At 73.2% G+C, this 18,995-nt stretch carries 17 protein-coding genes; 5 read left to right on the top strand and 12 right to left on the bottom strand.

Features of this window, described 5'->3' with window-relative positions; all coding sequences use genetic code 11:
* Nucleotides 1-46 precede the first annotated feature (46 nt).
* Genes AC21LY_RS06355 through AC21LY_RS06315 form a run of 9 tightly spaced genes read right to left on the bottom strand, consistent with a single transcriptional unit; the run spans nt 47 to nt 8,986 of the window.
* On the bottom strand, nt 47-463 hold the full coding sequence (locus tag AC21LY_RS06355; RefSeq protein WP_489045505.1) for a prepilin peptidase: 417 nt from the start codon (nt 461-463) through the stop codon (nt 47-49).
* A gap of 12 nt (nt 464-475) precedes the next feature.
* A complete protein-coding gene (locus AC21LY_RS06350) occupies nt 476-886 on the bottom strand; it encodes an acyl-CoA thioesterase (protein ID WP_489045504.1) in 411 nt (136 codons plus the stop codon).
* Entirely contained in the window at nt 886-1,707 is an 822-nt protein-coding gene (locus AC21LY_RS06345) for a shikimate dehydrogenase (protein WP_489045503.1), read from the bottom strand. The genes AC21LY_RS06350 and AC21LY_RS06345 overlap by 1 nt, the downstream gene beginning before the upstream one ends.
* A complete protein-coding gene (locus AC21LY_RS06340) occupies nt 1,695-2,963 on the bottom strand; it encodes an endolytic transglycosylase MltG (protein ID WP_489045502.1) in 1,269 nt (422 codons plus the stop codon). Before AC21LY_RS06340 ends, AC21LY_RS06345 begins: the two co-directional genes overlap by 13 nt.
* The gene (gene ruvX, locus AC21LY_RS06335) at nt 2,960-3,442 is read right to left on the bottom strand and encodes a Holliday junction resolvase RuvX (RefSeq protein WP_489045974.1); all 483 of its coding nucleotides are present in this window, start codon (nt 3,440-3,442) and stop codon (nt 2,960-2,962) included. Before ruvX ends, AC21LY_RS06340 begins: the two co-directional genes overlap by 4 nt.
* Entirely contained in the window at nt 3,439-6,111 is a 2,673-nt protein-coding gene (alaS, locus tag AC21LY_RS06330; protein ID WP_489045501.1) for an alanine--tRNA ligase, read from the bottom strand. The genes ruvX and alaS overlap by 4 nt, the downstream gene beginning before the upstream one ends.
* A gap of 41 nt (nt 6,112-6,152) precedes the next feature.
* Nucleotides 6,153-7,523: a replication-associated recombination protein A gene (locus AC21LY_RS06325; protein WP_489045500.1), complete on the bottom strand. Its 1,371-nt coding sequence runs from the start codon at nt 7,521-7,523 to the stop codon at nt 6,153-6,155.
* Between the two features lie 25 nt (nt 7,524-7,548).
* Nucleotides 7,549-8,655 carry a hypothetical protein gene (locus AC21LY_RS06320; RefSeq protein WP_489045499.1) on the bottom strand — a complete coding sequence of 369 codons (1,107 nt, stop codon included), beginning with the start codon at nt 8,653-8,655 and terminating at the stop codon, nt 7,549-7,551.
* 10 nt (nt 8,656-8,665) lie between these two features.
* Nucleotides 8,666-8,986 (bottom strand): ArsR/SmtB family transcription factor, encoded by a 321-nt coding sequence (locus AC21LY_RS06315; RefSeq protein WP_489045498.1) that lies wholly within the window; start codon nt 8,984-8,986, stop codon nt 8,666-8,668.
* 52 nt (nt 8,987-9,038) lie between these two features.
* Between AC21LY_RS06315 and AC21LY_RS06310 the strand changes: the two genes are divergently transcribed.
* The 5 genes from AC21LY_RS06310 to AC21LY_RS06290 are packed head-to-tail and all read left to right on the top strand — an operon-like array spanning nt 9,039 to nt 13,816.
* Nucleotides 9,039-10,616 carry an ABC transporter substrate-binding protein gene (locus tag AC21LY_RS06310; protein ID WP_489045497.1) on the top strand — a complete coding sequence of 526 codons (1,578 nt, stop codon included), beginning with the start codon at nt 9,039-9,041 and terminating at the stop codon, nt 10,614-10,616.
* Entirely contained in the window at nt 10,604-11,611 is a 1,008-nt protein-coding gene (locus AC21LY_RS06305; protein WP_489045496.1) for an ABC transporter permease, read from the top strand. Before AC21LY_RS06310 ends, AC21LY_RS06305 begins: the two co-directional genes overlap by 13 nt.
* A complete protein-coding gene (locus tag AC21LY_RS06300) occupies nt 11,608-12,411 on the top strand; it encodes an ABC transporter permease (protein ID WP_489045495.1) in 804 nt (267 codons plus the stop codon). The genes AC21LY_RS06305 and AC21LY_RS06300 overlap by 4 nt, the downstream gene beginning before the upstream one ends.
* On the top strand, nt 12,408-13,142 hold the full coding sequence (locus AC21LY_RS06295) for an ATP-binding cassette domain-containing protein (protein WP_489045494.1): 735 nt from the start codon (nt 12,408-12,410) through the stop codon (nt 13,140-13,142). The genes AC21LY_RS06300 and AC21LY_RS06295 overlap by 4 nt, the downstream gene beginning before the upstream one ends.
* Complete coding sequence (locus AC21LY_RS06290; protein ID WP_489045493.1) at nt 13,139-13,816, top strand: ABC transporter ATP-binding protein; 678 nt, start codon at nt 13,139-13,141, stop codon at nt 13,814-13,816. Before AC21LY_RS06295 ends, AC21LY_RS06290 begins: the two co-directional genes overlap by 4 nt.
* Here AC21LY_RS06290 and AC21LY_RS06285 read toward each other — a convergent pair.
* From AC21LY_RS06285 to aspS, 3 genes are read right to left on the bottom strand one after another with little or no spacing between them, the layout of a single operon-like run.
* Nucleotides 13,756-14,670, bottom strand: a complete 915-nt coding sequence (locus AC21LY_RS06285; RefSeq protein ID WP_489045492.1) for a transglutaminase family protein — start codon at nt 14,668-14,670, stop codon at nt 13,756-13,758. The genes AC21LY_RS06290 and AC21LY_RS06285 overlap by 61 nt on opposite strands.
* Nucleotides 14,661-17,111: a circularly permuted type 2 ATP-grasp protein gene (locus tag AC21LY_RS06280; RefSeq protein ID WP_489045491.1), complete on the bottom strand. Its 2,451-nt coding sequence runs from the start codon at nt 17,109-17,111 to the stop codon at nt 14,661-14,663. The genes AC21LY_RS06285 and AC21LY_RS06280 overlap by 10 nt, the downstream gene beginning before the upstream one ends.
* Before the next feature lie 26 nt (nt 17,112-17,137).
* A complete protein-coding gene (gene aspS, locus AC21LY_RS06275; RefSeq protein ID WP_489045490.1) occupies nt 17,138-18,940 on the bottom strand; it encodes an aspartate--tRNA ligase in 1,803 nt (600 codons plus the stop codon).
* Nucleotides 18,941-18,995: the final 55 nt, after the last annotated feature.

Raw genomic sequence — 18,995 nt, 5'->3', positions numbered from 1 at the left:
GTTTCGTCTGTGACCCCTTGCGCTCAGCGTGGATCCAAGGGAATCCTCAGGCGACGAGAGCGGCGAGGGTCGCAGCCGCGACCATCGGCGGGCCGTGCGGCACCGCCCGATCGCGGGCGGCCAGCGCCCATGTCACGGTGAGGACCTGCGCGGCGAGAATCGCGAGCAGTACCGCAGGGACGCCGCCGGACCAGCCGACGGCAGCGCCCAACGCGGGTGCCAGCTTCACATCGCCCGCGCCCATGCCGCGGGCGAGGAAGGCCGCGCCGTTGACCGCCGTCCAGAGCGCGGCCCCGAGGAGCGGGGCGGAGGCACCGTCGAGCCCGGCCCAGAGCGAGCCGAGCACCGCGGCGCACGCGGCGGGCAGTGTCAGGACGTTCGGCAGACGCCGTTCCCGCACGTCGAACCAGCACAGTGCGGCGCACCACACCGTGAAGACACCCCCGAAGAGCCCCCACTCCACGGGGCCAGTGTGTCAGGGTTGCAGGGCCTCGCGCAGCGCATCGGGAATCGGGATGGAACCCGAGCCGTCCGTGGCGATCACCGCGTACACGATCCGCCCGGCGACGGCCTCGGTCGGCTGATCGGCGTCGAGGTCGGTCACGAAGACGAAGTCGATGGTGAAGCTCTTGGTCCCGATCCGGCCCGGCCGCATGACGAGCTCCGAATCGCCCTCGTCGGTCAGGCCCGCGGCGTAGTCGAGTTCGACGTGCACGACCTGCCAGTCGTAGCCGGCGGCGAGCTGCACCTCGTACGACAGCCCTCGGTCGACGAAGAAGTCGCCGATCGCGGTGTCGATGTAGCCGAGGTACCACATGTTGAACAGGACGCCCTGGCGGTCGATCTCGTAGTAGCGCGGCCGGAACCGGTAGCGGAAATCGGTCATCATGCCTTCCTCGCGGCGGCCAGCGCCGCAGTCATCGCCTCGCGCGGCGCGGGGCGGCCGGTGAACCACTCGGCCTGCCGGAAGGCCTGGGCGAGCAGCATCGTCAGTCCGCCCGCGGTCCGCGCGCCCCGGGCCGTCGCGGCGGCCACGAGCTGCGTGGGCCACGGGTCGTAGGCGACGTCCGCCACTGCCGGCGCAGCCGACGACAGCGCGTCGATGAGCGGGGCGTCGTCGGACTGGGTCGAACCGGGCAGCGTGGAGACGACGACGTCGGCCTGCGGCACGGACTCCGGCGTGAGTGGGGCCCACGCGGCGGTGAGCCCGAAGGTCTCGGCGCACGCGAGCGCCCCCTGCGCGCGCTCCTCCGAGCGGGCGAGCACCGTCGTGCGGCGAAAGCCCCGGCCGGCCAGCGCGGCGAACACCGGGCGCGCCGTGCCGCCGGCACCGACCACGACCGCGGATTCGCCGGTGGCCCCGCACTCGACGAGGAGGCCGTCGGCACCGTCGACATCCGTGCAGTCGGCGAGCCAGCCCGCGTCCGTGCGGACCAGGGTGTTGGCGGAGCCGATCGTGACGGCGCGGTCGGTGCGCTCGTCGGCGAAGTCGAGCGCGGCGAACTTGCCGGGCATCGTCACCGACAGGCCCACCCACTCGGGGCCGAGCCCGCCGACGAGGCCGGGCAGGGCCTCGGCGTCGCACTCGATCCGCTCGTAGGTCCAGTCCAGGCCGAGCGCCGCGAAGGCCGCCCGGTGCAGCACCGGCGAGAGCGAGTGGGTGATCGGCTTGCCGAGGACGGCGGCGCGCCGGGTCACGACCCGCACCCGACCGTGAGGAACTTCGTGTCGCACGCCTTCTGGCGGTTGCGCTCGTGCTGCGCGAAGTCGTCGGTGAACAGCGTGGTCCCCTTGTTGTCGACGGTGACGAAGTACAGCCACGGCCCCGGCGCGGGGTTCTCGGTGGCGACCAGCGCGGCACTGCCCACGGCGCCGATCGGCGTGGCCGGCAGGCCCGTCTTGGCGTAGGTGTTCCACTCGGTCTTCTTGAGCAGCTTCTCGCCCGCGACGTCGATGCCGGTCACGGCCTCGCCGTAGTTGACCGTGGAGTCCATCTCCAGCTTCTGGTTCTTGGCGAGACGATTGAGGATCACCCGCGCGACCTTGGGGTAGTCGTCGGGCTGGTTGACCTCGCGCTCGACGATCGACGCGGAGACCAGCACCTCGTAGGGCGCGAGCTTCGCCGCGGACGTGCGGCTGGCGCTCAGCAGTCCCTGCGCCTCGTACTGCTTCGCGGACGCGCTGATCAGCTGCTTGAGGATCGCCTGCGGCGACGCCGACGGGTCGATCTGGTCCCAGGTGCCGGGCGCGATCAGGCCCTCGATCCGCCGGTGATCGCCCTTGAGCCGGTTCACGGTGGCCGCCGCCCACTCGGGGACCCCGAGGTCCTCGACGGACGCGGCCGAGGCGACCTTGACGAAATCGGCCTTCGGCGTCTGCTTCTTGGTCCCGCCGTCGGTGTGCGCGGTGGCGGCGGAGAGCTGGCTGAAGATGCCGAGCGAGACCTTGTTGTCCTTGTTGCGCTTGTCGTCGAGGACCGCGCCCGGCGAGACGTTGAGCATGCCGACGCGGTGCGCCCGGGCCGGATCCACCAGCATGGTCACCGCCTCCGACGCCGGCAGGCCCTTGCGCAGCTCGTAGTAGCCGGCCGAGATGGGCTTGTCCCCCGCCGCGCGGTTGAACGCGCCTACCGACTTCACGACGCCGGCGTCGACCAGGCTCTGCGCGAAGTCGGAGTTGTTCTGGCCGATGACGTGCACGACCACCTCCGGGCCGGCCTGGCCGGTCGGGAAGTCCTCGGGCGCCCGGCCGCCGAACAGGGAACCGCGCACCGTCCACAGCACGCCGCCGACGACCACCAGGAAGACCGCGATCAGCGCCAGCAGCGCGACGCGGCGCCGGCGCTTGATCCGGGCCTGCTGCTGCGCGATCCGCCGGCGCTCGGCGCGGGTGGGGGGCCGACGCTGCTGCTGCCCTTCGATCGACACCGGGTCGGCGCGCTGGTTGTTCCACCCGTCGCTCACTCGTCGACCTCCTCGGGGCCGGGGACCGGCCGCCGCTCATCGAGCCACCCCTGGAGGATGGCCACCGCAGCGGCCTGATCGATCACCGCTCGCTGCTCCTTCGCCCGCACCCCGTTCTCGCGCAGCGCCCGCTGCGCGGTGACGGTGGTGAAGCGCTCATCCGAAAAACATACCCGCGGCGGTGTTGCATTCGCGGCACCGAGTACGTCGGCGAGCCGTCGGGCGAAGGTCTCCGCCATCCGCGCCGACGAGCCGCGCTCCCCCCGGAGGGTGCGCGGCATGCCGACCACGATCTCGACCGGCTCGTAGTCCACGACCAGCTGCGCGATCCGCCGCAGATCCGAACCGTCCTTGGCCGCGCGGACCGTTTCGACGGGTGTCGCCAGTATTCCGTCCGGGTCCGAGACGGCCACCCCGATGCGGGCCTTACCCACGTCGAGGGCCAGCCGGCGGCCCCGCTGCCACGACGACACCGTCAGGCGCCGACCGTCCGCACGACCTCTGCGCGGATCGCGGCGAGACCGGCGTCGATGCCCTCGGCATCGGTGCCCGCGCCCTGCGCGAGGTCGGCCTTGCCCCCGCCGCGGCCGCCCACCGACGGGGCGGCGGCCTTGACCAGGTCGCCCGCCTTGACCCCCAGGTCCTGGGCCGCGTCGTTCGCGGCCACGACGAAGGGCACCTTCTCGCCGTCGACCGCGAACAGGGCGATCACCGCCGGCTCGGCACCGAGACGGCCCTTGAGCTGCGTGACCAGGCCGCGGAGCTCGCCGGCGGTCACGCCCTGCGGCGCCCGCGCCGCCACGAGCCGGACCGCGCCGACGCGCTCGGGGCTCGACGCCAGCTCGGCGAGCGCCGAGAGCGCCGCCTGCGCGCGCAGCTTCTCGAGCTCCTTCTCCGCGTCCTTGAGGCGGGTGACGAGCGACTCGACCCGCGCGGGCACCTCGTCCGAGGGCACCTTCAGCGAGGACGACAGCGCGGAGACGAGCGCGTGCTCCTTGGCGAGGTACTTCTGCGAGTCGAGGCCCACGTAGGCCTCGACGCGCCGCACGCCGGAGCCGACGGAGCTCTCGCCGAGCAGCGTCACCGGGCCGACGAGGCCGGAGCTGGCGACGTGCGTGCCGCCGCACAGCTCCATGGAGAAGGGGCCGCCGATCTCGACGACGCGCACCCGCTCACCGTAGTTCTCCCCGAACAGGGCCATGGCGCCGCGCCGCTTGGCGGTCTCCAGATCCGTGACGTCGGTGTGCACCTCGTAGTCGGCCTGCACCGCCTCATTGGTCACGCGCTCGATGTCGGCGCGCTGCTGGTCGCTCAGGCCGCCCGACCAGCGGAAGTCGAACCGCAGGTAGCCGGGCTTGTTCAGCGAGCCTGCCTGCACGGCGTTGGGGCCGAGCACCTGGTGCAGCGCGGCGTGCACGAGGTGGGTGCCGGAGTGCCCCTGGGTGCTCCCGTGCCGGTGCGCGGCGTCGACCGCGACGGTGACGGTGTCGCCCTCGGCGACCTCGCCGGAGGCGACGGTGCCCTGGTGCCGCCACAGCGTCTTGGCGACGCGCTGCACGTCGGTCACGACGATCTGCGCGCCGGCGGCGGTGGTGATGGTGCCGATGTCGGCGAGCTGGCCGCCGGCCTCGGCGTAGAGCGGGCTGCGGTCGAGCACGATCTCCACGTCGTCGCCCTGGTGCACGACCGGCACGCGGACACCGTCCTTGACCAGCCCCAGGACCTGCGCGTCGGAGACCAGCTCGTCGAAGCCGGTGAACTCCGTCGGGCCGCGGTCGATGAACTCGCGGAAGACCGACAGGTCGGCGAGCGCCGACTTGCGCGCGTTCGCGTCGTCCTTGGCGCGCTGGCGCTGCTCGGTCATCAGGGCCCGGAAGCCCTCCTCGTCGACGGTCAGCCCGGCCTCGGAGGCCATCTCCAGCGTGAGGTCGATCGGGAAGCCGTAGGTGTCGTGCAGGGTGAAGGCGTCGTCGCCGGAGAGCACCGTCCGCCCGGCGGACCTGGTGGAGTCGACGGCGTTGCCGAACAGCGTCGTGCCCTGCTCCAGGGTCTTGAGGAAGGCCTGCTCCTCGCCGGTGGCGACGGTGCGGATGCGCTGCGCGTCGTCGGCGAGCTCGGGGTACGACGGGGACATCGTCGAGATGACGGTGTCGACGAAGGCACCCATCGTCTCGCCGGTGGCGCCGAGGAGGCGGGCCGAGCGGACGACCCGGCGCAGCAGGCGGCGCAGGACGTAGCCGCGGCCGTCGTTGCCGGGGTTCACGCCGTCCTGGATGAGCATCACGGCGGTGCGGGTGTGGTCGGCGATGACGCGGAAGAGGCGGTCGTGCTCGGCATCGCCCGCGTTGTACTTCTGGCCGGTGAGGCCCTCGGCGCGGTCGATCACGGGACGCAGCAGGTCGGTGTCGTAGACGTTGTCGACGCCCTGCAGCAGGAAGGCGACGCGCTCGACGCCCATGCCGGTGTCGATGTTCTTCTTCGGCAGCTCGCCGAGGATCTCGAAGTTCTCCTTGCCGCCGCCCTGGCCCCGCTCGTTCTGCATGAAGACGAGGTTCCAGATCTCGATGTAGCGGTCCTCGTCGGCCTCGGGGCCGCCCTCGGCGCCGTACTCAGGGCCGCGGTCGTAGAAGATCTCCGAGCAGGGGCCGGCGGGGCCGGGGATGCCCATCGACCAGTAGTTGTCCTTCATGCCGCGGCGCTGGATGCGCTCCGGCACCTGGCCGACCTCGAGCCACAGGTCGCGGGCCTCGTCGTCGTCGAGGTAGACGGTCGACCACAGGCGCTCGGGATCCATCCCGAAGCCGCCCTCCTCGACCGGATTCGTCAGCAGGGACCACGCGAAGCGGATGGCGTCCCGCTTGAAGTAGTCGCCGAAGCTGAAGTTGCCGGCCATCTGGAAGAAGGTGTTGTGCCGGGTGGTGATGCCGACCTCTTCGATGTCCAGTGTGCGGACGCACTTCTGGATGGACGTGGCGCGCTCGTACGGCGGGGTCTGCTGGCCCAGGAAGTACGGCACGAAGGGCACCATGCCGGCGATGACGAACAGCTGATTCGGGTCGTTCAGGACCAGCGACGCACTCGGCACCTGGGTGTGTCCGGCCTTGACGAAGTGGTCCGTGAACCGCTTCCGAATCTCATGGGTCTGCACAACGATCCTTCGTGTTCGATTTCGATCTCGACCTATGAACCTTACCGGCGACGCAGGATCCCGCGCAGCCGCGTTACCCGCGGGCCGATCTCGCGCTCGAAGCCGTGGTCGGTGGGGGCGTAGTAGTCGACGCCGACCAGGTCGTCGGGCGGGTACTGCTGCGCGGCGACGCCGCCCGGCACGTGGTGCGGGTAGACGTACCCCTGGGCGTTGCCGAGCTTCTCCGCGCCGGCGTAGTGACCGTCGCGCAGGTGCGGGGGCACGGGCCCCGCCTTACCCGCGGCGACGTCGCCGAGCGCCGCTCCGATCGCGGCGACGACACCGTCGGACTTGGGCGCCGAGGCGAGGTGGATGGTGGCCTGCGCCAGGGCCAGCCGGGCCTCCGGCATGCCGATCAGCTGCACCGCCTGCGCGGCGGCGGTGGCGACGAGCAGAGCCTGCGGGTCGGCCATGCCGATGTCCTCGGAGGCGTGCACCACGAGGCGCCGGGCGATGAACCGCGGGTCCTCGCCCGCCGCGATCATCCGGGCCAGGTAGTGCAGCGCCGCATCCACATCGGAGCCGCGGATCGACTTGATGAACGCGCTGATCACGTCGTAGTGCTGATCGCCCGCGCGGTCGTAGCGCACGGCCGCGGTGTCGATCGAGGACTCGACGGCCTCCAGGGTGATCTCGGCCGCGCCCTCCCCCAGCGTCACGTCGGCGGCGGCCTCCAGCGCGGTGAGCGAGCGCCGGGCGTCGCCGCCGGCCAGCCGGACCAGGTGCTCGCGGGCCTCGTCGGCGATGGTGAGCGCACCGTCGTAGCCACGGGGATCCGCGAGCGCACGGTCGATGAGCTCGGAGATGTGCGCGGGCTCCAGCGGGCGCAGCTGCAGGATGAGCGAGCGGGACAGCAACGGCGAGACCACCGAGAAGCTGGGGTTCTCCGTGGTCGCCGCGACGAGCAGCACGACCCGGTTCTCCACGGCCGCGAGCAGCGCGTCCTGCTGGGCCTTGGAGAACCGGTGCACCTCGTCGATGAAGAGCACCGTCTGCTCGTCCACCAGCAGGCGCCGGCGGGCCAGCTCGATGACGGCGCGCACGTCCTTGACGCCCGCGGACAGTGCCGAGAGCGCCTCGAACCGGCGGCCCGTGGCGCCCGAGATGAGCGAGGCGATCGTCGTCTTGCCGGTGCCGGGCGGGCCGTACAGGATCACGCTGGCGGCACCGGCACCGTCGATGAGGCGGCGCAGCGGCGTGCCCGGCCCGAGCAGGTGCTCCTGGCCGAGGACCTCCTCGAGGCTCGCGGGACGCAGGCGGACCGCGAGGGGGGTGCCGCGGTGCGTGGGGACGAACTCGACCGGTCCCCGGGCCGACGGTGCCTCCGCCGGCGCCCCGAGGTCCCCGTCGTCGCCGAACAGGGACCCGGTCACCGGACGCGGACCTCCGCGGGACGGCTCATGGCGCGCGGACCTGCGCGGCGGCCGCGAGGGCGAAGTCGTGCACCCGCGGGTCCGCGGCGGCCAGGCGGTCCCAGCGGGCGGCGAGATCGGTGTTCGACCAGGCCGGGAGGCTGTCGAGGTGCCCGGCGTCGATGCGGCTGGCGGAGTCGAGCCCGAGGGCCCAGTAGGTCGCGAGGGTGAGCCAGGCGAGCTTCGCGGTGGTGACGTGGCGGCGCAGCGCGACGTCGTCGGCGAGGCGGGGCCACAGCCGCACGACCTCGGAGCGCCAGGCCTCCACGATCGCCACGTCGAGGTCGGACGAGTGGCCGTCCTGGACGCAGTCCGGGTAGGTCAGCAAGACGTAGGCCACGTCCAGCGCGCCGTCGCGGAAGCCCGCCCACTCGTAGTCGAGGAAACGCACGGCGCCGCCCACGACGTGGGTGTTGTCCGGGCCAACGTCCGACGGGCTGAAGGCGCGGAACGGTCCCTCGGTGAACAGGGCGACCGCGGCGTCGAGCACGGCGCGGGCGGCCTCGTCGATCCCGCCGAGGGCGAGCGGCACCGCCTCGGCGGCCCGGGCGGCCTCTCCGGCGACCGGGTCGTTGCGAGAATCGGTGTGCTCGCGGCGGGCGAGCACGGACAGGTCCCGCTCGCGGCCGTAGGTGCCGGCGTGCATGCGGCCGAGGGCCTGCGCCCACGCGGAGAGCACCGTCGCCGCGCCCTGTGCGGGCGTGCGGCGCAGCACGTCCGCCATCGTCTCGCCCTCGCCGAGGTCCTGCAGGACGAGGATGCGCTCCTCGGCGTCGGACGCGAGCAACTGCGGACCGGGCCGCGCGTCGACGGGCAGCGCCGTCGCGAACTTGTAGGCCGCGCCCTCCCGGGCGAAGGCCTCGGCGTGATCGCGGTCGGAGTGGTCGGCCGCGCGGAGCTGCTTGATGACTACGGAACGCGGCAGGAACGGGTTGTTGTGCAAGACGCGGACCCGCATCACCAGGGTGCGGCCGGAACCACCCAGATCCTCCGGTTCTCCCAGTTCAACGGGTGCGCCGACCCGGCGACCCAGCAGGCCCTCCACCGCAGTGAGGGCCGCCCTCGTCGTCTCGTACCCCAGCGCGGCAACCATCGCCTCCAACCTACCTCAGCGGCTCGTCCGGGGTGGCTGCGTGCTGAGCCCCGAGAATGTCGTGCAGGATCCGGTGCACGATCGCATCGCTGCGCAGGAAGTAGCGCACGACGCGGCCGTCGCGTTCGGCGCTGGCCCACCCCGCGTGGCGCAGCACCCGCAGCGCCTGCGAGGCGGCGTTCTCCCCGATCCCGGCGAGGGCTGCGAGCTCCCCGACACCCATCCCGGGGCGGGCGTGCATGGCGGTGAGCAGCCGCAACCGCGTCTCGTCACCGAGCAGGGCGAACCTCGCCGCCCACTCGCTCAGGTCCTCGACATCGACCTCCGTCATCGAACCCCACTCCATCCGACATCTTTGTGATTGGACAGATATAGTCCTCCGCATGCGCAGAGCCGGCCGTGTCCTCGGCCTTCTCACGATAGCCGCCCTCGCGACGTCAGCCTGCTCCTCGGCGCCCGCGTCCGACGGGGACCGCCTGGTCCTGGCCGAAACGCAGGAGCTGGGCGCGTTCAACCCGCTCCTGGGCTACGGCGAGCTCGGGGTGTCCCCGCTCTACGACGGGCTGTTCCGCCCCGACGCACCGTCGGACGCCGCGGTCCCGAACCTGGTTCCCGCGCTCGCGGACGCGGCACCCCAGCGGGTGGCCCCGCGCACGTGGCGGATCCCACTGCGCTCCGGGGTCACCTTCTCCGACGGCAGCCGCTTCGACGCCGCCGACGTGGTCGCCACCTACGACGCAGCCCGCGCCCCCGAGGTCGCCGCCGACATCGCCACGCACGTCGCGCCCGTCGAGGAGGTGCGGGCCGACGGCGAGAACGCCGTCACCGTCCGCCTGACCACTGACGCCGATCCGACTCCCTACCTGCTCCTGGGCATCGTGCCGTCCGAGCGGGTCGAGGCGCGGCCCGCCGCGCAGTGGTCGCTCAACCGCGATCCCGTGGGCACGGGCCCGTACCGTCTCGAGTCCGTCGCGAACGACCAGGCGGTGCTCGTCGCGCGCACCGACCGCGGCGAGCCGCCGGCCGTGCGCCGGGTGGTCTACACCCTGGTCGCCGACGACAACGCCCGGGCGCAACGCATCCGGGCCGGGGAGATCGACGGGGCCTCCCTCCCGCCCAAGCTCGCCGCGTCGCTCGACGGGCGAGGCGGAGTCCGGACCGTGACCGTCAAGTCGTCCGACTGGCGCGGCGTCTCGCTGCCCTCCGGGAACCGGTTCGCCGCCGACCCCGTCGCGCGCCGGGCGATGAACCTCGGCGTCGACCGGGCCGGCCTCGTCTCGGGCGTCCTGGGTGGCGCCGGCGAACCCGCGAGCACGCCCTACTCGTCCGTGTACGGCGCCGCGTACGAGCCCGCCGCTCAGTTCGGCTTCGACCAGGACAGGGCCCGCCGGCTCCTGGACGAGGCGGGCTGGCTCACCGGTCCCGACGGCACCCGTGCCCGCGACGGGCAGAGCGCCGCGTTCCCGCTGCTCTACAACGCCTCCGACTCGGTGCGGCGCGACCTCGCCGTCGCGTTCGCGGCCGCCATGAAGGCGCTCGGCATCGTCGTCACGCCGCAGGGCAGCAGCTGGGACGACATCGAGAAGCGCACCGGTGACGCCGCGATCCTGCTCGCCGGTGGCGAGACGCCGTTCAGCATCGACTCGCAGGGCTACGACGCGCTGCACACCCGGGTGCCGGCCTCCTCGCCGTACAGCAATCCGGGGAACTTCACCGCGCCCGGTCTCGACGGTCTGCTCGATCAGGCCCGCGAACTCGCCCCCGGTCCGGCCAAGGACGAGGCGTACCGCCGGATCCAGCTCACCTACGCGGCCCAGCCCTCCGGGGTCTACCTCGCGCACCTGCATCACGTCTACGCCGTGCGCTCCTCGGGCTGGACTTTCGCCGCGCCGATCCTCGAGCCCCACTCGCACGGTGTGAGCTGGGGGCCGTGGTGGAATCTGCCCTCGTGGCGACGCTGACCCCGGCGCGGCGCAGGCGGCGCGGCCCCGCGATCGGCCGCCTGCTGGTGACCCGCGCCGCCGTTGCCGTGCCCCTGCTGGGCATCGTGTCCGTCGCGCTGTTCGCGCTGGCGGACCTCTCCCCCTTCGATCCGCTCGCGACCTACCTCGGCGCCGATTACCAGTCAGCGACACAGGCGCAGCGCGAGGCGGCGCGCGCCGCGTACGGCCTGGACGCGACGTGGTGGTCGGCGTGGTGGCACTGGATCAGCGGGCTCCCGTCGGGCGACCTCGGCTGGTCGGCGACGCAGCGCCGGCCGGTGACGGAGGTGCTCGCGTCGGGCCTGCCGTTCACCCTGGGTTTGTCGGCGGCCGCACTGGTCCTCGCCGCAGCCCTGGCGCTCGTGCTCGGCGGGGTCGCCGGGATGCGACGCGGCAGTACGCTCGACCGCGCCGTCTCCGGCCTGGCCACCGCGCTGGCGGCCACGCCGCCGTTCGTCATCTCCCTGGTGCTGGTCGCCGTCTTCGCCGTGGCGCTGCGCGCCCTGCCCACCTCGGGCGCGCGCGGCCCGGGCGACCCGTACACGCTGGGCGGGATCCTCACGCACGCCGTGCTGCCGCTGATCACGCTGACGCTCTCGCAGCTGCCGTGGCTCCTGCTGTCGATGCGCTCCGCCGTGGTGGACGCCGCCGATTCCGATGCGGTACGCGGGGCGCGCAGCCGCGGGATCAGCGGCCCCGGCCTGCTCCGCCGGCACATCGCGCCCGTCGCGGTGCTACCGACGCTGGCGCTGCTCGGCACGCGCCTGCCGGAAGTGATCGCCGGCGCGGCCGTCGTCGAGGTGGTCTTCAGCTGGCCCGGCCTGGCCGCCACGCTCGTCGACGCTGCGATGGCACTCGACTTCCCGCTCTTCGCCGCGCTGTCGCTGCTCGCGGCGGCCGCCGTCCTGATCGGCTCCGCGGCGTCCGACGCCGCCGCGATCTGGCTGGACCCGCGGATCGAGATGGCCGGATGAGGCGCGCCGCCCCCTGGGCCGTGCTGGCGGCGCTCGTCGTGGCCGCGCTCGCCGTGCCGTACCTGGCCGGCCCGCAGACGGCGGACTTCGGGGCGGCCCTGCTCCCCCCGGGCTCCGGCACGGCCCTCGGGACCGACCACTCCGGCTACGACATCGCGGTGCGCACGGCCTCGGCCCTGCGGATCTCGCTCCTGCTCGCCGCTGTCTGCGCGGTCCTGTCGACACTGCTCGGCCTGTTCGTGGGCACGGCCGCCGCCGCGGTGGGCGGTTGGTTCGACGCGGCGCTCATGCGGCTCGTGGACGGCGTGAACGCGCTGCCCCACCTGGTGGTGGGCGTGGTCATCGCCGCGCTGTGGCGCGGGGATCCCGTCGCGATCGTGGCGTCCATCGCGCTCACGCACTGGCCGGCCGTCGCCCGCGTCGTGCGGGCCGAGCTGCTCTCGACGGTCTCGTCGGGGTGGGTGGAGTCCTCGCGCCTGGCGGGCGCGAGCCGGCTGTTCATCGCGCGGCGGCACATGCTGCCCGCGGTGAGCGGCCAGGCACTGGTGGCGGCCGTCGTGCTGCTGCCGCACGCCGTCTGGCACGAGAGCACGCTCTCGTTCCTGGGCGTGGGCCTGTCCCCCGACCGGGCGAGCCTGGGATCGCAGCTCGGCGAGGCCCGGGGCGACGTCCTCACCGGGGCCTGGTGGACGTTGGCGGTGCCGGGCGCCGCCCTGGTCCTGACGGCACTCGCCTGCGCGGCCTGCGGCGCGAGCCTGCGCCGCGCGACGGCCGCACCGACGCCGCAGGTGTGGCGATGACGGCCTGGACCCGCGCGCTGACCGTGCGGGCCGGTGCGGCGACGGTGCTCGACACAGTGGACCTCGATCTGCGAGCCGGAACGCTCACCGCGCTGGTCGGCGAGTCCGGGTGCGGAAAGTCGATGGTCGCCTCGGCGCTGTGCGGCCTGCTGCCGGCGGGGACCGTCACCACGGGCGAGGTGACGGTGGCCGGCCGGACCCTCGGGCAGGACGACGCGGCGTGGTCGGCGGTGCGCGGGCACGTGGTGGGCCTGGTGCCGCAGTCACCGGTCACCTCGTTCACCCCGGTACGGACGCTGGGCTCGCAGCTCGAGGAGGTGATCCGCACCCTCAACGGCACGCGCTCGGCCGCGCAGCTCTGCGCGGCGGCGAGCCTGCCCCCGGAGGCCCTGCCGCTGTACCCGCACGAGCTGTCCGGCGGGATGGCGCAGCGCGCGGCCCTGGCCGCGGCGGTCGCGGGCGCACCGTCGGTGGTGCTGGCCGACGAGCCGACGTCCGCGCTGGACCCGGACACCGCTCGCGGGGTGCTGAGGCTGCTGCGCAACCTGGCCGACGACGGCGCCGCCGTCCTGGTGATCACCCACGATCTGCCCTCGGTGCTGGCCGCCGGGTGCGAGGCGCTGGCGGTGATGCGCGCCGGCCGAGTCCTCGTGCAGGGCCCGCCCGCGCATGTGCGGGCGGCCGCCGTCGCCGACGACTACATCGCCGCGTTCTTCGAGGAGGTCCGATGACCGTAGTGCCGATCAGGGTCCGCGGCGTCGTGGTGCGCCGCGGCGGTCGCACCGTCCTGGACGGGGTGGACGTCGACGTCGAGCCCGGCGTCTGGACCGGGGTCACCGGCCCTTCCGGGGCCGGCAAGACGACACTGCTGCGCGTGCTGGCGGGGCTGCTCGCGCCGGACGCCGGCACCGTCGACCATGGCGACGGTGCGCCGCGCCCCCGGCCCGGCGCGGTGGCGCTGCTCGCGCAGCATCCGCGAACGGTGTGCAATCCCCGGTGGACGGTGGCGCAGGTGATCGCCGAGCCCCTGCGCATCGCGGGACGGCCCGTCGACCGCGGCGCCGTGGAGGCCGCCGCCCGACGCGCCACCCTGGACCCGGATCTGCTGGACCGGTTCCCGTCCCAGGTCAGCGACGGTCAACTGCAGCGGGCCTGCGTGGCCCGCGTACTGCTGCAGGAGCCCGCGTTCGTGTTCGCCGACGAGCCGGCGGCGATGCTCGATCCGGTCGCGGCGCGGGCGGTGCTGCGGGTGCTCGAGGAGCTCAGCGATGCTGGCACCGGGATCGTCCTGGTCAGCCATAACGGGCCGCTGGTGCGGGGCCGGTGCACGACGCTCGTCGACGTTCAGTCGAGCGGCGCGACGTCCACGGAGACGTCGATCCTCGATCCCTTCGAATCGGTGTAGATGACGCCGCGCAACGGCGGGACGTCCTCGTAGTCGCGGCCGAAGGCGACGGTGACATGCCGCTCGTCGACGAACTTGTTGTTGGTCGGGTCGAAGGGCAGCCAGGCGCCGCCCGGGAGCCAGACCGCGGCCCACGCATGGGTCGCTCCCGCGCCCACCACCCGGTCCTGTCCCGGCGGCGGCTCCGTGGCGAGGTAGCCGGAGACGTACCGCGCGGCGAGCCCCTTGGACCGCAGGCACGCGATCGCCACCCGCGCGAAGTCCTGGCACACGCCCTCCCGGCGCTCCATCACCGTGCCGACACGGGTCGAGACGTTCGTGGCGCCGGACTTGTAGGCGAAGTCGGTGTAGATCCTCGTCGTCAGCTCCTCGACGGCCTCCACCAGCGGCTTCCCGGGCGTGAAGACGGTGTCGGCGTAGGCGCGCACGGCGTCGTCGATCTCGGGCGGACGCTGGTCGAGCCGGAACTGCGCGGCGATCGCCCCCGCCTCCCCGACCGGGCGGGCGAGCTCCCACGGGGCCAGCGCGGGGCCCTCGTCGGTGATCGACCGGTCGAGCGGGTCGACCTCGACGAGTGACTCCCCGCGCACGAGCAGCCGGGTGTGCGGCGTGGTCACGTGGAAGTAGGTGTCGGTGTTGCCGAAGGCGTCCACCCCCTCGGAGCGGTCCGAGGGCTCGGGGCCGATGGTGATCGCGTGCTCCTCGACCCGCTGATCGGGAAGCTCGCGCGGCGACAGATAGCACCGGCCGAAGCTGGAGGTGACCTCGGCGTCGTAGGTGTAGGTGGTCTCGTGCACCACGCGGTAGCGCCGGGTCGACGAGTCCTCGGTCCGGCGGGAGAAGCTCAGGCCCACGACTGCACCCCCACCCAGATCGGCCGCGCCGTGGCGGGCGGCGCGAACCGCGTACGCTCCAGCACGTCCGAGATCCCCCGTAGCCCCTCGTCGACGGCGTCGAGCAGGCTCTCGAGTTCCGTCCGGCGGCCGTCGGCGACGATCTCCGCATCGTCCGGATCGAACCGGCCCAGGCGCGCGAGCGCCTCGCCGACGGTGCGCTCGCAGGTGGGGCTGCGCAGCTCGTCGGGCAGCTGCGCCAGGTCCGCGGCCAGCGCGGTCAGCGCCGCGACCAGCGAGCGCGGGTTCGTCGCGTCGAGGAACATCAGCTCGACGGCGGCGCCCGCGCGCAGCACCGCACGATGCCGGCGGCGGTAGGTCACCGCCGACTCGCAGCTCACCAGGTAGGCGTCGAGCAGCCCGGCCTCGACCTCGGCGGCGTTCTCGGGCACGACCATCGCCCGGGTCACCGCGGACAGCTGCAGGCCGCGTTCGATCCGCCGGCCCGCGTCCATCATCAGCCATGCCGGGTCCTGCACCAGCGACTCCCGGCCCAGGCCGGCGAAGGCGAGCAGGGAGACCAACACCTCGCCGAGCGTCTGGTCCAGCTGCTCCCCCGCATCGTCGACGTCGGCGGCGAGCCGTCCGAGCGACCGCTCGGCGCCGCTGAGCACCAACCACGTGTCGGTCGACATCTGATCCCGCACGGCACGCAGGCAGGCCCGCAGCCGCACCCCGGAATGCGCGACGCTGCCGGGGACGTCCAGGTCGAGCGTCAGCCGGCGCAGGCGGCTGAGAACGTCGGTCTGCTCGGCGCCCTCGACGACGATCGGGCCGAGCTGATCCGTCACGGTCGCCGCCACCACCGCGTCGAGCAGCGGCTGCAGGACCCCCGTACCGGCCTGCCACGGCCGATGCCGGAACTCGCGGCTGCGGTCGTGCGCCATCGACAGCAGCCGGACGGTCGCCTCGGCCCGTTCCGCGTAGCGACCGATCCAGAACTGGTCGGAGAGGACGCGGGGCGTCGCCACCGGCCAGCTCGGCGCGGCGCCCGGCCGGCCGGACCGGGGCGCGGTCGCCACCCGGACGGGGGCGCGGACGTCGTCGGGAGTGGGCACCCAGACGTCCCGGGCGGCGGACGAGTGCAGGAGGGCACCGTCGGCACCGTCGAGCAGGACCTGGCCGAGCCCGCCCGGGAGCACCGTGTACCCCGAATCCTGCGCGAGGGAGAAGGCGCGCAGGGCGAATCCCCGCTCGGTCACCGTGCCGCGGGCGATCGACGGACGGGCGGTGAACGGGACCAGGCTCTTGACGCACCACACCGACGGGTCCGCGGCGACCCGTCCGCGCAGGTCGTCCACCTGCGCGGCGGTCAGGGCGGTGCCCACGAAACGCTCCCCGGTGCCGAAGTTCAGCACGAGCTTGTCCTCGAGCGGGCCGTCGATCGCGGCCCGGCCGGCGGGCGTCGCGGCGTGCAGGGTCGGGGTGGACGGCAGCAGCAGGTCCTCGTCGAGGAGGTCACGGCACAGTTGCGGGAGATAGGCGTGCAGGGCCGGGTTCTCGAGCACCCCGGAACCGAGGGTGTTGACGACGGTGACCGCACCGCGCGTCATCATCTCCACCAGCCCGACGACGCCGAGCTGCGAGTCCGTGCGCAGGTCGAGCGGGTCGGAGAACTCGGAGTCGACGCGGCGCAGGATCACGTGCACGCGCTTCATCCGCCCGAGGGAGCGCATGAAGACTCCCCCGTCACGCACCGTCAGATCGGAGGCCTCGACGAGCGGGAAGCCGAGCACCGACGCGAGGTACGCCTGGTCGAAGGCGGTCTCCGAGAAGGAACCCGGGCTGAGCACCACGACCGTCGGGTCGTCGACGCCGGGCGGCGCCGCCTCGACGAGCTGCACCCGCAGCGCGGCTGCGAACGACGAGACCGCCCGGGGCGTCTCCTCCCGGAACTCGCGCGGCAGTGCGCGGGAGGTCACCCGGCGGTCCGCAAGCACGTAGCCCACGCCCGACGGGGCCTGGGTGCGGTCGGTGACCACGGCGTACCCCGTGCCGTCGGCGGGCTCGCCCACGTCGACGGCGTGGAGGAACAGCGAGCGGGGGCCGGGCGGCGGGACGCCGACGGCCCGCCGGATGTAGCCGGGGTGCGCGAAGACCACCTCGGGCGGCACCAGACCGCTGCGCAGGGTGCGCTGTTCGCCGTAGAAGTCCTTGAGCACGGCGTCCAGGAGCAGCGAGCGCTGCGCGACGCCCCGCGCGAGGGTGTCCCACTCGTCGGCACCGAAGAGCACCGGCAGCGGGTCGAGCCGCCACGGCCCGGGCTCCGCCGGATCGGCGTTCGGGTCGACGGTGTCGAGGGCGTTGTAGGTGATGCCCTCGTCGTCGATGAGGCCACGGACCCGCGCGGACAGCCGACGCAGGCCGGCCCGGTCGAGGGCCTGCAGACCGTCGATGCTCACGGACGCACCCGCCTGTGCCGCACCGGCTACTTCTGTTCTGCGGCCCGGTCCGCGGCGGCCGGCTCGGCCTTCTTGGGCTTGGCGTCCATACCCGACTCGCGGCGCTGCTGCACCGTGATCGCCGCGGGCGCGTCGGTCAGCGGGTCGACGCCGCCGCCCGACTTCGGGAACGCGATGACCTCGCGGATCGACGGAGCGCCGGCGAGCAGCGAGACCACGCGGTCCCAGCCGAAGGCGATGCCGCCGTGCGGCGGGGCGCCGTAGGAGAAGGCGTCGAGCAGGAAGCCGAACTTCTCGCGGGCCTGCTCCTCGTCGATGCCCATCACCGCGAAGACCCGTTCCTGCACGTCGCGGCGGTGGATACGGATGGAGCCGCCGCCGATCTCGTTGCCGTTGCAGACGATGTCGTAGGCGTACGCCAGGGCGCTGCCCGGGTCGGTGTCGAAGGTGTCGACCGACTCCGGCTTGGGGCTGGTGAAGGCGTGGTGCACGGCCGTCCAGGCACCGTCACCCACGGCCACGTCGCCCGAGGCGGTCGCGTCGTCGGCGGGCTCGAACAGCGGGGCGTCGACCACCCAGGTGAAGGCCCAGTCACCGTCCTTGATGAGACCGAGCTTCTCGGCGATCTCGCCGCGCGCGGCACCGAGCAGGGCGCGCATCTGCTTGGTGGGGCCTGCGGCGAAGAAGACGCAGTCGCCCGGCTGGGCGCCGACGTGCGCGGCGAGGCCGGCCCGCTCGTCGTCCGACAGGTTCTTGGCGACGGGGCCGGTCAGCTCGCCGTTCTCGCCGATGAGGACGTACGCCAGGCCCCGGGCCCCGCGCTGCTTGGCCCACTCCTGCCACGCGTCGAGCTGGCGACGGGGCTGGCTCGCGCCGCCCGGCATGACGACGGCGCCCACGTACTGCGACTGGAAGACGCGGAACGGGGTGTCCTTGAAGTACTCGGTGCACTCGACCAGCTCGAGCCCGAAGCGCAGGTCCGGCTTGTCGGAGCCGAAGCGGCGCATCGCCTCCGCGTAGGTCAGGCGCGGGATCGGGGTCGGGATCTCGTGCCCGATCAGCGCCCACAGCCCCTTGACGATCTGCTCGCCGAGGGCGATCACGTCCTCCTGGTCCACGAAGCTCATCTCGATGTCGAGCTGGGTGAACTCGGGCTGCCGGTCGGCGCGGAAGTCCTCGTCCCGGTAGCAGCGCGCGATCTGGTAGTACCGCTCCATGCCGGCGACCATGAGCAGCTGCTTGAACAGCTGCGGGCTCTGCGGCAGAGCGTAGAAGGTGCCGGGCCGCAGCCGCGCGGGCACGAGGAAGTCGCGCGCGCCCTCAGGGGTGGACCGGGTGAGCGTGGGCGTCTCGATCTCGGTGAAGTCGTTGAGCGCGAGGATGTTGCGCGCCACGGCGTTGGCCTGGCTGCGGAGCTTGATCGCGGCGGCGGGGCCCTCGCGGCGCAGGTCCAGGTAGCGGTACTTCAGTCGCGCCTCCTCGCCCGGCTCCTCGTCGAGCTGGAAGGGCAGCGGCGCGGATTCGTTGAGCACCGCGAGCTCGGTGACGTTGACCTCGATCGCGCCCGACGGCAGGTTCGGGTTCTCGCTGCCCTCGGGCCGCTTCTCGACGGTGCCGGTCACCAGCACGCAGTACTCGGAGCGCAGGCGGTGCGCCTGCTCGGCGACGTCCGACTCACGGAAGACGACCTGGGCGACGCCGGAGCTGTCGCGCAGGTCGATGAAGATGACTCCGCCGTGGTCACGCCGCCGCGCCACCCAACCCGCGAGGGTGACGACGGTGCCGGCATCCTCCGCACGCAACGATCCGGCCAGGTGGGTGCGCAGCACTTTCGGGTGTCCTTTCGACGAGAATCACGACCGTGGACATGCTACGGGGAACTGT

The sequence above is a fragment of the Tsukamurella sp. II2bb genome (genome assembly GCF_057815145.1).
Note: the sequence above shows the minus strand (reverse complement) of the source record. Positions and strands in the feature narration are given on the sequence as shown.

Excerpts from the sequence above, each read along its gene's own strand:
- AC21LY_RS06350 (WP_489045504.1), bottom strand. The coding sequence starts at position 886 with ATGACCGATTTCCGCTACCGGTTCCGGCCGCGCTACTACGAGATCGAC.
- AC21LY_RS06320 (WP_489045499.1), bottom strand. The coding sequence starts at position 8,655 with ATGGTTGCCGCGCTGGGGTACGAGACGACGAGGGCGGCCCTCACTGCG.
- AC21LY_RS06315 (WP_489045498.1), bottom strand. The coding sequence starts at position 8,986 with ATGACGGAGGTCGATGTCGAGGACCTGAGCGAGTGGGCGGCGAGGTTC.
- AC21LY_RS06310 (WP_489045497.1), top strand. The coding sequence starts at position 9,039 with ATGCGCAGAGCCGGCCGTGTCCTCGGCCTTCTCACGATAGCCGCCCTC.
- AC21LY_RS06300 (WP_489045495.1), top strand. The coding sequence starts at position 11,608 with ATGAGGCGCGCCGCCCCCTGGGCCGTGCTGGCGGCGCTCGTCGTGGCC.
- AC21LY_RS06295 (WP_489045494.1), top strand. The coding sequence starts at position 12,408 with ATGACGGCCTGGACCCGCGCGCTGACCGTGCGGGCCGGTGCGGCGACG.
- AC21LY_RS06290 (WP_489045493.1), top strand. The coding sequence starts at position 13,139 with ATGACCGTAGTGCCGATCAGGGTCCGCGGCGTCGTGGTGCGCCGCGGC.